The organism is Streptomyces sp. NP160, from assembly GCF_006335115.1.
Lineage (GTDB): Bacteria > Actinomycetota > Actinomycetes > Actinomycetales > Quadrisphaeraceae > Quadrisphaera.
The window spans coordinates 62,680-78,776 of the sequence record NZ_VDMJ01000020.1; the positions used below are offsets into that span (position 1 = coordinate 62,680).

Genomic DNA, 16,097 nt, shown 5'->3' on the forward strand with positions numbered 1-16,097 from the left:
CCCCGGGTGGCCGACCGCCCATGATCACGGAGGTCAGGGGGTGACGACGGCGAGCACCTGGTCGGCGATCTCGGCCTCCTCGTCCGTGGGGACGACGACGACCTTCTCGCCGATCCGCACCGGCTGGGCCGGGCTCCCCGGCGTCTGCGCGGCGCCGTTGAGCCCGGGGTCCACCCCGAAGCCCAGGTGCTCCAGGGGCGCGCACACGGCGGCCCGCACCGCGGCGGCGTTCTCCCCCACCCCGGCGGTGAACACCACCGCCTGCACCCGCGGCACCAGCGCCAGGAACGAGCCCACGGCGGCGCTCAGGCGGTAGCAGTAGACCTCCAGCGCGGCCCGCGCCGCGTCGTCGCCGGCGTCGGCGCGGGCCTGCACGGCGCGCACGTCGGACTCCCCCGCCAGGCCCTTGAGGCCGCTGCGCTTGTTGAGCAGGTCGTCCACCTCGGCCGCGGTCATGCCCGCCTCGCGCACCAGGGTCATGACGATGGCCGGGTCCACGTCGCCGCTGCGGGTGCCCATCGCGGCGCCCGCCAGGGGGGTCAGGCCCATGGTCGTGTCGACGCTGCGCCCGCCCTGCACGGCCGTGACGGAGACGCCGTTGCCGACGTGCGCGACCACGAGGTCGCACCTCTCGACGGGCACCCCGAGGAAGGCCGCGGCCCGCTTGGTGACCACCTGCACGCTCGTGCCGTGGAAGCCGTACTTGCGCAGGCCGTACCGACGGGCCACCTCCGCGTCCACGGCGTAGGTGGCGGCGCGCGCCGGGATGGTCGCGTGGAAGGCGGTGTCGAACACCGCCACCTGCGGCACGTCGGGCAGCGCCCTGCGCAGCGCCCGGATCGCCGCCAGCTGCGGCGGGTTGTGCAGCGGCGCCAGGGCGGAGAGCTCGTCGATGCCGCGCTCGACGTCGTCGTCGACGACGGTCGGGTCGGTGTACCGCGTGCCCCCCTGCACCACCCGGTGGCCGACACCCGCGAGCCCGTCGAGCCCCGGCCCGTCCTGCAGGGCGTCCATGACCCGGGCGAGCGCGGCGGCGTGGTCCGGCACGTCGGAGGAGCCGATGCGCTCCACGGTCCCCTTGGCGAGGACCTCCGCCGAGCCGTCGCCGTGCTCGCGCAGCTGGTACTTCAGGCTCGAGGAGCCCGCGTTGACGACGAGGACCCTGCTCATGCGGGTGCGGTCTCCCTGTTCTGGGCCTTGGCGGTGGTCTGGGACTGCACGGCGGTGATGGCGACGGTCGAGACGACGTCGGCCACGGTGCAGCCGCGGGAGAGGTCGTTGACCGGGCGGCGCAGGCCCTGCAGCACCGGCCCGACGGCCACGGCGTCACCGGTGCGCTGCACCGCCTTGTAGGTGGTGTTGCCGGTGTTCAGGTCGGGGAAGACCAGCACCGTGGCGCGCCCGGCGACCGGGTTCCCCGGCATCTTGGCGGCGCCCGTGGCCGGGTCGACGGCGGCGTCGTACTGGATCGGTCCGGCGAGCGGCAGGTCCGGCGCGCGCTCGGCGACCAGGCGCGTGGCCTCGCGGACCTTGTCGACGTCGACGCCGGCGCCCGAGGTGCCGGTGGAGTAGCTCACCATCGCCACCCGCGGCTCCACCCCGAACGCCCGGGCGGTCTCGGCGCTGGACAGCGCGATGCCGGCCAGCTCCTCGGCGGTCGGGTCGAGGTTGACGGCGCAGTCGGCGAAGACGAGCACCCGGTCGGGCAGGCACATGAGGAAGGCGCCGGAGACGCGCTTGGCGCCGGGGAGCGTCTTGATGACCTCCAGCGCCGGCCGGATGGTCGCGGCGGTGGTGTGGGTGGCCCCCGAGACCATGCCGTCGGCGTGACCGGTCTCCACCATGAGCGTGCCGAAGTACGTCGGGTCGAGGAGCTGCTCGAGGGCCGCCTCGAGGGTCACGCCCTTGTGCTTGCGGCGCTCGGCGTACACGGGCGCCATCTCCTCGCGCAGCGGCGAGGTGGCGGGGTCGACGATCCGCGCGGACCCGAGGTCCACCCCGAGGCGGTCGGCGAGGGCGCGGACCGCGTCCTCGCGGCCCAGCAGCACGAGGTCGGCGACGTCGAGGTGGCTGAGCTCCTCGACGGCGCGCAGCACGCGGCTGTCCTCGCTCTCGGGGAGCACGATGGTGCGCCGGTCCGCGCGGGCCGCCGCCAGCAGCCGGGCGTTGAACATCGCCGGGGTCACGGCCTCGGTGCGGACCAGCCGGATCTGCTCGGACAGCTCCTCGGCGTCCACGCCGGCGCTGAACGCCCCCAGGGCCGCGGTGATCTTCCGCTGGCTCGTGAGCTGGATCGCCCCGCTGGCGCCCTCGAGGCGGTGGATGGTCGTGTACGTGTCGGTGGGCACGCTGATCATGGGCAGTCCGCTGGGGCGCAGCAGCGTCAGCTGCAGGTCGTCGGGGCGGGTGCCGTTGGTGAGGACCAGACCGCCCGGGGTCGGCAGCTCCCGGTGGATGGCGGCGCCGGCGGAGACGAGCATCAGGTCCAGGCGGTCACCGGAGGTCACCAGCAGGGTCCCCTCCCGCAGCAGCCGCAGGACGACGTCGGCGTGCGCCGAGCCGGCCAGGTACCCGCCCACCTCGCGCTCCAGCGCCGAGGCCGAGCCGGTGAGCACCACCCCGCCGAGGACGGAGGCGACCTCCCCCACGGTGAGCGCGCTCAGCAGCGGCACCTCGTCGAGCGCGTAGACCGGGTGGCGGGTGGCGCCGCCGGTGTGGCCGCCGTCCTGGCGCACCGCCGTCAGCACCGCCTCGCGCTGGGCGGGGTCCACGCGGTTGACCACCGTCGCCAGCTTGGTGCCGCCGCGGGCCGCCAGCGCGGAGCCCGCCTCGCGGGCGGCCGCGGCCACGGACCGCACGCCCTCGGCGTCGTCCACCCCCGCGGCGGAGACCACGACGACGACGGGAGCGCCGAGGTTGACGGCGAGCAGCGCGTTGAGGTCGAGCTCGGTGGCTGGCGACGGTCCCGTGAAGTCCGTGCCGACCACCAGCACGAAGTCGGACCGCTCCGACAGCCGCTCCACGCGCTCGACCAGGGTCGCGACCAGGCGGCGGGGGTCCGGTCCGGCGTCCGTGGCGTCCACGAGGGCCGCGGCCTCGCTCCAGGTGAGGCCCACCGCGTCGTCGTCGTCGATGTCGAGGTCGTAGCGGTGGCGCAGCAGCTCGACCAGGGGGTCGGGCTCGTCGCGGCTGGACACGACCGGCCGGAAGACCACCGGGCGGCGCACGGAGCTGGCCAGCAGGTCGAGCAGCCCCAGCGCCACGACGGTCTTGCCCGCCCCGGCGCGGTCCGCTGTCACGTACAGGCGCTGGTTCGCTGACGACACGGGCTCCACCCTGTCGGGCCGGGACGACCGGCGCCACGCCGGGGCGGCGTGGCGCCGATCACCCTCAGGCCTCGCGCAGGTCCAGCCAGGCGACCTGCTCGGCGGTCAGCTCCACGGCGAGGCCCTCCAGGGAGGACCGCAGCTCGGCGAGGGACCGCGGACCGATGAGCGCGAACGTCGGGAAGCGCTGGGCGAGCACGTAGGCCAGGGCCACCGCGGTGGTCGGGACGCCGAGGCGCTCCCCCAGGTGCTGCGCGCGGCGCTTGCGCTCGAGGTTGTCCTCGGAGAGGTAGCAGCGGACCAGCTCGGCGTCGCCGCGCATCTCGGCGTCGTCCCGGGCGAAGAACCCGCGGGCCTGGCTGCTCCACGGCAGCAGCGGCACCTGGCGCTCCTCGAGCCACGCGCGGGAGGCGGGGTCGGTGGCGTGCACGCAGCCCGCCCACGGCACGTCGAGGGCGCGGGCCAGGCCGAAGTGGTTGCTCAGCACCCCGAAGCCGGCCCGGCCGTGGGTCTGCGCGTAGGCGTTGGCCTCGTCGAAGCGCTCCGGCGTCCAGTTGGAGCCGCCGTAGACGCCGATGCGGCCGGCGCGGGCGTGCTCGTCCAGGACGTCGACGAACTCCCCCACCGGCACGGACGGGTCGTCGCGGTGCATGAGGTAGAGGTCGGCGCGCTCCAGGCCCTGCCGCTCGAAGGACTCCAGCAGCTGGCGGGACAGCGACTCCGGGTCGCAGTGGGGCGTGTGGGCGCCCTTGACGATGACGGTGACCTGCTCGCGGATCCCGCGGTTCGCGAGCCAGCGGCCGAAGCGGCGCTCGTAGTCGCCGTCGCGGCCGTAGATCCAGGCGGTGTCGAAGGTGGTGCCGCCGGCCTCGACGAAGGCGTCGAACAGGGCGCTGGCGTGGGACAGGGTGGGCTGGTTGTCGCACCCCATGACCAGGCGCGAGACCGGGCTGGCGAGCCCGGGGACGGTGCCGACGGGGATGCTGGCGGTGCCCGGCTCCGGGACGCGCAGCGGCTGGCGGGACAGCGTCGGGATGCTCGCGGTCTCGGCCTCGAAGGGGTAGAGCAGGCCGGTGCCGGCCCGCCACCTGTCGAGGACGGCCAGGGTGCCCAGGGAGTCCTCGTGGGTCTGCTCCGGGGCCTCGCCGGTCCCGGTGCCGGCGGCCAGGGCGCGGGCGGCGGCGGCGAGGGCCTCGGCCTCCAGCGCGAAGGCCTGCTGCGCGGGGGCCGCGCCGTCCCAGGTCTGCTCCACCGGCTCCTCGCCGACCCGCCGCAGCACGAGGCGGGGTGCGGCCTGCACGGTCCAGGGGTCGTGCAGCTCGAGGGTGCCGAGGCTCCCGCGGACCACCGCGGTCTGCGGCTCCTCCAGGCGGACCCCGGTGCGGACGGTGGCCAGCAGCCCGCCGCCGAAGTCGAGGTGCGCCAGGGCCCACTCGTCCACGCCCGTGGGGCCCAGGTGCCCGACCGCCCGGACGCCCTCGGGGCCGGGCAGCGGGTCGGCGAAGGCCCTCCCCCTGGCGGCGCCGGCCACGGCGCGGGCGAAGGAGACCGGGTAGCAGCCGACGTCGAGGATCCCGCCGCCCGCGGTGGCGGGGTCGAACAGGCGCCCGGGGCCGCGCGGGTCCCCGGCGGGGTTCGGGGACGAGGCGAAGCAGAAGCTGGAGTCGATGTGCGAGACCTCCCCGACGGCGCCTGCGGCGACCAGCTCCAGCAGGCGGCGGGTGGCGGGGTGGAAGCGGTAGGCGAAGGCCTCCAGGAGCGCGACGCCGGCTTGGCGGGCGGCGTCGACGACGCCCGCCGCGGAGCCGCGGTCCGGCGTCAGCGGCTTCTCCACGAGCAGGTGCTTGCCCGCGCGGGCCGCCGCGACGGCCAGCTCGGCGTGGCGGGGGTGGACGACGGCGATGTAGACGCCGTCGACGGACGGGTCCGCGAGGACCTCCTCGTAGGTCCCCGAGGTCACCCGCCCGCCCCGCGCGGCGCCCTGCTCCCCGCCGGCCTCGGCCTCGTCGGCCAGCGCGCGGGCGCGCGCGGGGTCGGAGCTGCCGACGGCGACGAGCACGCCGGTGGGGCTCGCGGGCAGCTCCCGCACGAAGCGGCGGGCGATGGACCCCGGGCCGAGCACGGCCCAGCGGAAGACGTCGGCGTCTGGCACGCCAGCAGGCTAGGCGAGGCCCCCGACGGCGGGTCCGGTCGGGCTGTCAGACCCCTCTGGAAGGGTGCTCGAGCACGACACGCCGAGCCCGGAGGGCGGTTCCGCAGGTGACGCGCCGAACAGTCGATTTCCCCAAATGTGCCCGCTGGCGCGTCGCCCGACACAAGATGTAGCGTCGGAGACACCGGAAGGCGCCCCGACGAGCGACCCGGTCACCCACTTCCCCCGGGACCTGCGGCGATGACGCAGCGTTCCGGTCTCATCACGCGCTCACGCACCACGACGACCCGAGGAGACGCACATGACCCAGGTGGCAGACGAGGTCCTGGAGGTCACCACGGACGGCTCCGCTGGCGGGTCCTCGAACAGCCCGAGCGTGCCGACGGCCGTGCTCAACCGGCGCGGCGAGGTCGTCCCCTTCGACGCCTCCCGCATCACCGTCGCCCTCCAGAAGGCGTTCCTCGCCACCGAGGGCCAGGCCGCCGGCAGCTCCGCCCGCGTGCGCGAGCTCGTCGAGGAGATGACCGCCACCGTCGTCGAGACCCTGGTGCGCCGCTCCCTGGCGGGCACCGGCTCCTCCGGCCGCCCGGTGGCCGTCGAGGAGGTCCAGGACCAGGTCGAGCTGGTGCTCATGCGCTCGGGCGAGCACGCCGTCGCGCGCTCCTACATCCTCTACCGCGAGGAGCACGCCCGGGCCCGCCGCGAGCGCGAGGCCGCCACCCCCAGCGTGGAGAAGGTGCGCCAGCTGTCGGTGCGCACCACCGAGGGCACCCTGGTCCCGCTCGACCGCGACCGCGTGGCCGCCGTCGTCGCCGAGGCCTGCGCCGGCCTGCCCACCGTGGACCCGGACGCCGTGGTCACCGAGGCCATGCGCACCCTGTACGACGGCGTCGGCGAGGTGGAGCTGGCCCAGGCCCTCGTGCTGGCCGCCCGCACCAAGGTCGAGGCCGACCCCGACTACACCTACGTCTCCGCGCGCCTGCTCATGGACATGCTGCGCACCGAGGCCCTCTCCCACGTCCTCGGCGAGCGCACGCAGGCCACCGCGCCGCAGATGGCGCAGCTGTACCCGCGCTACCTCAAGGGCTACGTCGCCAAGGGCATCGCCCTGGGCATGCTCGACCCGCGCCTGGCCGAGTTCGACCTCGACAAGCTGGGCCAGGCCATCGAGGCCGGTCGCGACGGCCAGTTCACCTTCCTCGGTCTGCAGACCCTGTACGACCGCTACTTCCTGCACGAGCACGGCGTGCGCTACGAGCTGCCGCAGGCGTTCTTCCTCCGCGTGGCGATGGGCCTGGCCCTCAACGAGGAGCACAAGGAGGAGCGGGCGATCGAGTTCTACCGCCTGATCTCCAGCTTCGACTTCATGTGCTCCACGCCCACGCTGTTCAACGCGGGCACCACCCGGCCGCAGCTGTCCAGCTGCTTCCTCACCACCGTCTCGGACGACCTGTCCGGCATCTTCCAGTCCATCAAGGACAACGCGATGCTGGCCAAGTACTCCGGCGGCCTGGGCAACGACTGGACCCCGGTGCGCGGCATCGGCGCCCACATCAAGGGCACCAACGGCCAGAGCCAGGGCGTGGTCCCGTTCCTCAAGATCGCCAACGACACCGCCGTCGCGGTGAACCAGGGCGGCAAGCGCAAGGGCGCCGTCTGCGCCTACCTGGAGACCTGGCACATCGACGTCGAGGAGTTCCTCGAGCTCCGCAAGAACACCGGTGACGACCGCCGCCGCACGCACGACATGAACACGGCCAACTGGGTGCCGGACCTGTTCATGCAGCGCGTCGCCGCCGGTGGCACCTGGACGCTGTTCTCCCCCGACGAGACCCCGGACCTCCACGACCTGTACGGCCCGGCCTTCGCCGAGCGCTACGCGGAGTACGAGGCGATGGCAGAGCGCGGCGAGCTGCGCGTGCACCGCACCGTGAACGCCGTCGACCTGTGGCGCAAGATGCTGACGGCGCTGTTCGAGACCGGGCACCCGTGGATCACCTTCAAGGACCCGTGCAACCTGCGCTCCCCGCAGCAGCACGTGGGCGTGGTGCACTCCTCCAACCTGTGCACCGAGATCACGCTGAACACCAACGCCGACGAGGTCGCGGTCTGCAACCTCGGCTCGATCAACCTGGCCGCGCACACCACCGCTGACGGCCTGGACGTCGAGCGCCTGCGCCGCACGGTCCGCACCGCGGTCCGCATGCTCGACAACGTCATCGACCTGAACCTCTACACGATCCCCCAGGCCGAGAACGCCAACCAGCAGCACCGTCCCGTGGGCCTGGGCCTCATGGGCTTCCAGGACGCGCTGTTCGCCCTGCGCCTGCCCTACTCCTCGGAGGAGGCCGTGCAGTTCGCGGACACCTCCATGGAGCAGATCTCCTACGCGGCCATCGAGGCGAGCTCCGACCTCGCGGCCGAGCGCGGCTCGTACAAGAGCTTCGACGGGTCCCTGTGGAGCCGCGGCGTGCTGCCGATCGACTCCCTCGAGCTGCTCCGCGAGGCGCGCGGCGGCGACGTCGAGCTCGACACCTCCGCCACGCTCGACTGGGCGCCGCTGCGCGAGAAGGTGCAGCGCCAGGGCATGCGCAACTCCAACGTCATGGCGATCGCGCCCACCGCGACGATCTCCAACATCGTGGGCGTCGCGCAGTCGATCGAGCCGATGTACCGCAACCTGTTCGTCAAGTCCAACATGTCCGGCGACTTCACCGTGGTGAACGCCTCGCTGGTGCGCGACCTCGCCGACCGCGGCCTGTGGGACGAGGTCATGGTCTCCGACCTCAAGTACTTCGACGGCTCCCTCGGCGCCATCGACAGGGTCCCGGCGGACCTGCAGGCGCTGTACGCCACCGCCTTCGAGGTGGACCCGTCCTGGCTGCTGCGCTCCGCCGCCCGCCGCCAGAAGTGGATCGACCAGGCGCAGTCCCTGAACCTGTACGTGTCCAGCCCGAACGGCCGCAAGCTCGACAACCTCTACCGCACGGCCTGGCAGCTGGGCCTGAAGACGACGTACTACCTGCGCTCGTCCTCGGCCACGCACGTGGAGAAGTCGACCCTGCGCGGCACCGACGGCAGGCTCAACGCCGTCTCCGCCGGCACGCCGGCCGCGGCTCCCGCCGCGGGCGTCCCGGTCCAGGGCGGCGCTGCCGCCGCAGCGGGCGGCGTCGCCGCCGCGGTGGCGGCCAGCCCGGCCGCGGCCGTCGCGTCGAGCCCCTCCCCGGTGGTGTCGCTGCCCGACACCGCCGCCGCGGAGGAGGCCTCGCGCTACAGCGCCGAGTACGCCGCCGCCTGCTCCATCGAGAACGGCGAGGACTGCGAGGCCTGCCAGTGAGCACCACGAGCAGCTCCGTCCCCGCCGCACGCACCGCCACCGACAGCTCTTCCGAGGAGATCTCCGTGACCACCACCGACGACGCCCCCGAGCTGACCGTCGAGAACGTGACGGGCCTCGGCGCCATCCAGTCCGGCGCCGCCCGCGTCGACGTCAGCGAGAAGGCGATGATCAACTCGCGCGCTGACGTCAACCAGCTGCTGCCGCTGAAGTACGGCTGGGCGTGGGATAAGTACCTGGCCGGCTGCAACAACCACTGGATGCCCACCGAGGTGTCCATGCAGGCCGACATCGCCCTGTGGAAGAGCCGCGACGGCCTCACCGAGGACGAGCGCCTCATGCTCAAGCGCAACCTCGGCTTCTTCGCGACGGCCGAGTCGCTGGTCGCCAACAACATCGTGCTCGCGGTCTACCGCCAGCTGACCAACCCGGAGTGCCGGCAGTACCTGCTGCGCCAGGCCTTCGAGGAGGCCGTGCACACGCACACCTTCCAGTACATCTGCACCAGCCTCGGCCTCGACGAGGGAGAGCTGTTCAACATGTACCGCGAGGTCCCCTCCATCACCGCCAAGGACGCGTGGGCGCTCAAGCACACCCGCAACCTCGAGTCGGGCGAGTTCTCCACCGGCACGCCCGAGGCCGACCAGGACTTCCTGCGCGACCTGATCGCCTTCTACGTGGTCTTCGAGGGCATGTGGTTCTACACCGGGTTCGCGCAGATCCTCAGCCTCGGTCGCCGCAACAAGATGGTCGGCATCGCCGAGCAGTACCAGTACATCCTGCGCGACGAGTCGATCCACCTGAACTTCGGCATCGACGTCATCAACCAGATCAAGGCCGAGAACCCGCACCTGTGGTCCGCGGAGTTCCAGGCCGAGGTGCGCGGGATGCTCAAGGAGGCCTGCGAGCTGGAGATCGACTACGGCCGGGAGACGATGCCCCGCGGCATCCTCGGCCTGAACTCCGAGCTCACCTCCGAGTACATGCGCTTCATCACCAACCGCCGCTGCGTCCAGCTGGGCCTGGCCGAGGTGTTCCCCCCGGCGGAGAACCCCTTCCCGTGGATGAGCGAGACGATGGACCTCAAGAAGGAGAAGAACTTCTTCGAGACCCGCGTCATCGAGTACCAGACCGGTGGCGGCCTCTCCTGGGAGTGACCCCTCCCCCACACCCGCGACGGCCCGTCACCTCCCCCGAGGAGGTGGCGGGCCGCCGTCGTCGTCGCGCCCCCTCCCGTCCCGCACTCGCACACCCCAGTGCTCCTTCAACCCTCCTCCAACCCGCACTCGCGTGACCGAGTGCGGGACGGGGAGGACCGATCGGCAGACGCGTCATCCACAGGCGGGCCGGGCGCGCCAGCGCGGTGGGAGCTCGAGCCGCCACAGTGCGCGGGTGCCCGCCCGACGCGCCCCCTGGCCAGACCACCTGCCCGACGTCTTCGTCGGTTCCGAGCTCGTCGCGCAGGGCGCGCTCACCAAGGCCCAGCTGCGCGACCCCCGCGTGCGCCGGCTGTTCGTCGACGTCTACGCCCCCAGGCACCTCGAGCCCGACCACGGCCTGCGCTGCAGGGGAGCCTCACTCGTCGTCCCGCCCTCCGCGCGGCTCACCGGCCGGTCGATGGCGACCGTCCTGGGTGCGCGCCTGCGCTCGGCCGGGGACCCGGTGGAGTTCGTCGTCCCCCACCGGGACCGCCGCCCAGGCCCGGCCGGCACCACCCTGCGCGGAGCTGTGCGCGGCCCCCTCGGGCACGGCTGCTGGAAGGGCGTCGCGCTGGCGAGCCCCGAGCGCATGGCCTTCGACCTCGCGGCGGGGCACCACGAGGAGGACGCGGTCGCCCACCTCGACGCCGCCCTCGGGCTCGAGCTCTTCGAGAAGGCGGCCGTGGGCGCGTGGCTGCTCGGACGGCACGAAGACCACGTCGTCGGAGCGCGCACGGCGGTGGCCCTCGCCGACGGGCGTGCGGGGTCTCCACCGGAGTCACGTCTACGGGTCCGCCTGGTGAGAGCGGAGCTCGGCGTCACCTTCGAGCCGCAGCACGTCGTGACCCACCTCGGTCGCTTCCTCGCGAGGGTCGACCTGGCGATCGTCGACCTCAAGATCGCGATCGAGTACGAGGGTGCCTGGCACGGGCTCCTGGCCGAGCAGCTGGCCAGGGACCGCGAGCGGCTCGACCGCCTGCGGGAGGCCGGGTGGATCGTCGTCCACGTGACCGCGGAGACGATGCGCGACCGCGGCGCAGCGGTCGACGCGGTCCGCCGCGCCATCGCCCAGCGCCGTTCCTGAGGCCAACTCTCCTCGCACTCGCACACCCCAGTGCTGCTTCAGAGCCAGCCGAAGGCGCACTCGGGTGCGCGAGTGCGGGAAAGGCACCCCAGGAAGGCGCACTCGGGTCCGCGAGTGCGGGAAAGGCACCCCTGGAAGCCCCGCCCCGCCCCCCGAAGGGATGACGATCTCGAGGTGCGGAGGTCAGCAGGACGCGGGAGGCTGAGCAGTTCGAGCGAATCTGCCCCTGCCCGCCCCACAGCCCGCGCAGGCCGTTATCGTTCCGTGACATGTGCCGGAACATCCGCACGCTGCACAACCTCGAGCCGGCGACGACGCACGACGAGGTCCACGCGGCTGCGCTGCAGTACGTCCGCAAGGTGGCCGGGACGACGAAGCCCTCGCGCGCCAACGCCGACGCCTTCGACCGGGCGGTCGCCGAGATCGCCCACGCCACCGAGCACCTCCTGGAGGCGCTCACCACCACCGCTCCCCCGCGCGACCGCGAGGTCCTCGCCGCACAGGCCCGCGCCCGCGCCGCCCAGCGCTACGGCTCCACGCCGATCGCCGCGTCCCCCACCGCGGCCGCCGCCGTCCTCGACGAGGTGGCGCCGTAGCCCGCCGCGGTGCCGGCGCCTGGGCGCGCCAGGCCAAGCCCTCCCGTCCCCGCGAGGAGGGCCTGCGCCTGGTGGCCCGCAACAAGCGCGCCGCGCACGACTACCAGCTCACCCACCGCTACGAGGCCGGCGTGGTCCTCGTCGGCACCGAGGTGAAGGCCCTGCGTGAGGGCCGGGCCTCCCTGTCGGAGAGCTGGGTGGAGATCGACGACGCCGGGGAGGCGTGGCTGCACGGCGCGCACATCCCGGAGTACTCCCAGGGCAGCTGGACCAACCACTCCGCACGGCGCCCCCGCAAGCTGCTGCTGCACGCCGCCCAGCTGCGGCGCCTGGCGGAGAGCTCCCGGGAGGGCGGCTGGACCGTGGTCCCCACGAGCCTGTACTTCCTCGGCTCGTGGGTGAAGGTCGAGGTGGCCGTCGCCCGGGGCAAGGCCGAGCACGACAAGCGGCAGGCGCTCCGCGAGCGCCAGGACGCCCGCGAGGCCGAGCGCGCCATGGCCGCCCACCGCCGCACCGCCAGGGGCGCCCGTGCTGCGTCGTGACCCGGGCCGCCTGGGCGGTGGCCGCAGCTGGTCGCGCCGCCTGCAGCTGGCCAGCGCCGGCGTGGCGGCCCTCGTGCTGCTGTGGCCCGTCGTCGACATCACCGTCAACACCGCCTGGTCGCACCGCGGCGTCGACGCCGCGCACCTCGACGCCGTCGTCGTCCTCGGCTCCAGCCTCGACGCGGGGGCGGTGACCCCGCTGCTCGAGAGCCGGGCGCAGCGCGCGGCGGACCTCGTGGCGCAGGCGCGGCGCGACGGAGGGGACCCGTGGGTGGTCACCAGCGGCGGCGTGACCGGGCCGACGGCGTTCGACGCGCAGCCGGTCTCCGAGGCCCAGGCGCTGGGCGACCGGCTGGTGGCCCTGGGCGTGGACCCCGCCCGCCTGCTCCTGGAGGAGCGGGCGCTGACCACGGCTGACAACCTCGCCTACTCCCTGCCGCTGCTCACCAGGACCGACCCCTCGGTGCACCGCGTGGCGGTCGTCACCTCCGACGGCCACGTCGCACGGGTCCGGCTGCTGCTGCGCCAGGCGATCGCCGACGGGCGCGTCGAGGACCGCTACGACGTCACCTTCGTCGGCGCCTGGACACCGCTGGCGGACGTGCGCGCGGCGCTGGTGCGCGAGGTCGGCCTGGTGGCCGGCCAGCGCGCCGACACCGCCGTCACCTCCGCGGTGCGGCAGTCCCGGCGCTGGACCGGCACGGCCGAGCCCGTCTGAGCGGGTGGCGTCGGCGTCTGTGACGCTGTCGGGGTGGAGACGCCCCGCCCCGACGCCCCCGCCACCCCCTTCGCGCCCGGTCGTGGCGGGCGGGTGGACGAGCCCGGGCCCTGGGGCCCGGAGCGCGTCGCGGACGCCGTCGTCGCCGCGGAGGCGTCGATGGACCGGCTCGACGCGGTGCGCGCCCGGGTGGCGGGCGGTGCCGCCAACACCCACGGCGGCGACCCGGGCCTGCACCGCAACCGCAGCACCGTCGTCCGGCACGCCGTGAACTACCTCGTGGCGGTGCGAGCCGCTCAGGCGCTGGCCGCGGGGGTGGACGGTCCCGTCGTCGACGTCGGTGCCGGCACGGGGGCGTTCTCCCCGCTGCTCGCCGAGCGGCTGGGCCGCGAGCTGCACGTCGTCGACACCGACCCCCGCCACACCGCGCTCGCGGCCGCGGCCTTCCCCGGCACCGGGGTGCACACCGACCTGGCCGCGGCCCCGCGCGGTGCGGTCGTCACCGCGATGGAGGTCATCGAGCACCTGGAGCCGGCGGACCAGGTCGGCTTCGTGGCCTCGCTGGCCTCGGCCGTGCTGCCGGGCGGGGCGGTGGTGCTCTCCACGCCGGACGAGTCCGGCTACCCGCGCGGCTGGTCCGGTTACGCCCCGCACGTGGGTCCCCTCGACGCCGCGGGCCTGGCGCGCGCGGTCTCGCGGGGCACCGGGGGCTGGCCGGTCACGGTGCTGCGCGTGGACGGCCCGACGTTCTCGCTCACCCCCGTCGGCGCCCTGGTGCAGGGCACGGCGAACCGCGCCTGGAACCTCGTCTCCGGCGTCGCCGCCGGTCTCGAGCCCCGCGTCACGGGGCTGGTCCACCGGGTCACCAGGGACCGCCCGGCCGCCGCCGTCCCGCCCGAGGGCTCGTGGCGGGTGCGACCGGTGGGCGACGACGACGGCGGGTGGCGCTCCGGCACGGGCCTGCTCGCGCTCGCGACCGCTCCCGCCCAGGCCTGACGGAACCGCAGCCGAGCGCCCGGCTGCGGTTCCGGAGGGGTCGGGAACCGCAGCCGGGCGCTCGGCTGCGAGGCGGCGGGGTCAGAGGGAGAGCAGCTCCGTGGCGGACGCGAGCAGGTGGCGCAGGTGCTCGCGGTTCTGCGCCGACACGCTCAGGCCGTCACCGCCGTAGTGCTCGGTGCAGAAGGGGCCCGTGAAGCCCACGCGCAGCGCCTCCTCCACCGCCCAGCGGTAGTCGATGACGCCCAGGGCCAGCGGCGCCGGCGCGGTGGCGTAGGAGCCGGTGGCCGGGTCGTGGTCGCGGTAGTAGTTCTTCACGTGCCAGAAGTTGGCGTGCGGCAGCACCGCGGCCAGCTGGTCGCGCCACGGCTGCACGGGCCGGTGGAGCCTGATGATGTTGGCGACGTCGGGGTTGAGCCCGACGTTCGGCAGGTCGATCGCCTCCTTGAGGCGCACGGAGCTCTGCGGCGTGCCGAGGTAGGTGTCCTCGTACATCTCCAGGCTCAGCTGCAGCCCCAGCTCCCCCGCGCGCCGGCCGAGCGCCGCGAAGCGCTCCACGGCCAGGTCGAACGCCGCACCGCCGTCGGTCTCGGGGTCGGGGTCGGCCAGGCCCTGCTCCAGCCAGAACCACTCGGCGGCCTTCTGCGCGTCGGTGAGCACCGGCAGCAGGCCGGCGGAGACCACCGTCGTCCCCAGCTCGGCCGCGGCGACCAGCGTCCGCTCCAGGTACTCCTGGTTGGCGGCGGCCTCGCCGGCGTCCGGGGCGATGGGGCTGCGGCGGGCGGTCGTGATGGCGGTGACCCCGAGGCCCTCCTCGGCCAGCAGCCGCTTGAGGACGGCGAGGCGCTCGGGCGAGAGGTCCCCGGGGCGCACCCAGGAGTCGGTGAGGTCGACGTGGTCGAACCCGGCCAGGCGCACGCGGCGCAGCACGCGGCGCCACTCGACCTCGGGGGCCTCCTGCGCGGGGGTGCCGTCGGGCAGCACCGGCGGGGCCTGCAGGAGCGCCGCGCCGATCGGCCAGGTCGTGGGGTCGGGGCGGGTGCTCACGGGCGGGCCTCCTGCTCGGCGACGACGTCGGGGTCCTGGGCGGGCTCCGGCGAGGACGCCGGGGCGTCGGGGTGGGCGTGCGCCAGCTCGGCGAGCAGCTGGCCCTGCCTGGCGTAGGCGAGGTCGCGGTAGGCGATCATCCGCGCCAGCTTCTCGGGGTCGCCGTGGACGGTGAAGCCCTCGCCGTTCTTGGCGCCGTGGGCGCCGGCGTCGACGAGGTCGGTGAGGGCCTTGGGCGGCGAGATCCGCTCGCCGTAGGCCTCCTCCATGATCCGCATGCCGAGCACGTACACGTCGAGCCCCGCCATGTCGGCGATGGCGAACGGGCCGAAGTACGGGTACCGGAAGCCGAACGTCGTCGAGACGATGGTGTCCACGGCCTCCGGCGTCGCGACGCCCTCGGCGACGATGTCGGCGGCCTCCTTGAACAGCACGTACTGCAGGCGGTTGAGCACGAACCCGGGGGTGTCGGCCACCTGGGCCGAGCGCCGCCCGGCCCGCTCGAGCATCTCCTGGACCACCGGCAGGACGGCGGCGTCGGTCGCCTCGCCCACCACCAGCTCCACGCCGGGGATGAAGGGCGCCGGGTTGGACCAGTGCACGGTGAGGAACCGCTCGGGCCGCACCACGGCGGGCGCGAGCACCTTCACGGGGATGGTGGAGGTGTTGGTGCCGATGATGGCGTCGGGGCGGGCCGCGGCGGAGGCGCGGGCCAGCACGTCGTGCTTGACCTCGACCTTCTCGAAGACCACCTCGTGGACGAAGTCGACGTCGGCGACGGCCTCCTCCACGGACGTCGCGGCGCGCAGGTTGGCGGCCACCCGCTCGGCGTCGCCGGGGGCGAAGAGCCCCTGCTCCTCGTAGGTGCGGGCCTCGGCGAGCAGGCGCTCCAGCTGGCGGGCCGCGGCCTCGGCGGACACGTCCGCCAGGACGACGGGCAGCCCGGCGCGGGCCATGGACTGGGCGATCCCCCCGCCCATGTACCCGGCGCCGACCACGGCGGCCGTCTCGATGCGCCGCACCACGGGTGCGCTGGCTGAGTTGTCGTCGGTGACGCTCACGGCCCCAGCCTGCCGGGCCGGCACCCCGACCGCACGGTA

11 protein-coding genes and 1 pseudogene are annotated in these 16,097 nt (G+C 74.3%); 7 read left to right on the top strand and 5 right to left on the bottom strand.

What is annotated here, in order from left to right; genetic code table 11:
- Positions 1-33: 33 nt before the first annotated feature.
- The 3 genes from FHN55_RS11340 to FHN55_RS11350 all read right to left on the bottom strand — a co-directional run bounded on the left by FHN55_RS11340 (position 34) and on the right by FHN55_RS11350 (position 5,478).
- Entirely contained in the window at positions 34-1,170 is a 1,137-nt protein-coding gene (locus FHN55_RS11340) for an acetate/propionate family kinase (protein ID WP_139712423.1), read from the bottom strand.
- Positions 1,167-3,326: a phosphate acetyltransferase gene (gene pta, locus FHN55_RS11345; protein ID WP_218974581.1), complete on the bottom strand. Its 2,160-nt coding sequence runs from the start codon at positions 3,324-3,326 to the stop codon at positions 1,167-1,169. Before pta ends, FHN55_RS11340 begins: the two co-directional genes overlap by 4 nt.
- A 64-nt stretch (positions 3,327-3,390) precedes the next feature.
- Entirely contained in the window at positions 3,391-5,478 is a 2,088-nt protein-coding gene (locus FHN55_RS11350) for an aldo/keto reductase (protein WP_139712424.1), read from the bottom strand.
- A gap of 301 nt (positions 5,479-5,779) precedes the next feature.
- Between FHN55_RS11350 and FHN55_RS11355 the strand changes: the two genes are divergently transcribed.
- The 7 genes and pseudogenes from FHN55_RS11355 to FHN55_RS11385 all read left to right on the top strand — a co-directional run bounded on the left by FHN55_RS11355 (position 5,780) and on the right by FHN55_RS11385 (position 13,950).
- Positions 5,780-8,815 (top strand): ribonucleoside-diphosphate reductase subunit alpha, encoded by a 3,036-nt coding sequence (locus tag FHN55_RS11355; RefSeq protein WP_139712425.1) that lies wholly within the window; start codon positions 5,780-5,782, stop codon positions 8,813-8,815.
- 5 nt (positions 8,816-8,820) lie between these two features.
- Positions 8,821-9,972 (top strand): annotated as a pseudogene (locus tag FHN55_RS11360) (ribonucleotide-diphosphate reductase subunit beta); the annotation flags it as partial.
- A 235-nt stretch (positions 9,973-10,207) separates the two neighbouring features.
- Entirely contained in the window at positions 10,208-11,098 is an 891-nt protein-coding gene (locus FHN55_RS11365) for an endonuclease domain-containing protein (protein WP_139712427.1), read from the top strand.
- Between the two features lie 269 nt (positions 11,099-11,367).
- Entirely contained in the window at positions 11,368-11,694 is a 327-nt protein-coding gene (locus FHN55_RS24135; RefSeq protein WP_139712428.1) for a DUF2277 domain-containing protein, read from the top strand.
- 62 nt (positions 11,695-11,756) lie between these two features.
- Positions 11,757-12,236, top strand: a complete 480-nt coding sequence (smpB, locus tag FHN55_RS11375; protein ID WP_139712514.1) for an SsrA-binding protein SmpB — start codon at positions 11,757-11,759, stop codon at positions 12,234-12,236.
- Positions 12,223-12,954 (top strand): YdcF family protein, encoded by a 732-nt coding sequence (locus tag FHN55_RS11380; RefSeq protein WP_139712429.1) that lies wholly within the window; start codon positions 12,223-12,225, stop codon positions 12,952-12,954. The genes smpB and FHN55_RS11380 overlap by 14 nt, the downstream gene beginning before the upstream one ends.
- A 33-nt stretch (positions 12,955-12,987) precedes the next feature.
- Positions 12,988-13,950 (top strand): methyltransferase domain-containing protein, encoded by a 963-nt coding sequence (locus tag FHN55_RS11385; RefSeq protein WP_139712430.1) that lies wholly within the window; start codon positions 12,988-12,990, stop codon positions 13,948-13,950.
- A gap of 81 nt (positions 13,951-14,031) precedes the next feature.
- Here the strand turns inward: FHN55_RS11385 and FHN55_RS11390 are convergent, their stop codons facing one another.
- Both FHN55_RS11390 and FHN55_RS11395 read right to left on the bottom strand, forming a co-directional pair.
- Entirely contained in the window at positions 14,032-14,997 is a 966-nt protein-coding gene (locus FHN55_RS11390) for a sugar phosphate isomerase/epimerase (RefSeq protein WP_139712431.1), read from the bottom strand.
- Entirely contained in the window at positions 14,994-16,058 is a 1,065-nt protein-coding gene (locus FHN55_RS11395; RefSeq protein WP_218974582.1) for a 3-hydroxyacyl-CoA dehydrogenase family protein, read from the bottom strand. The genes FHN55_RS11390 and FHN55_RS11395 overlap by 4 nt, the downstream gene beginning before the upstream one ends.
- Between the last annotated feature and the right edge of the window lie 39 nt (positions 16,059-16,097).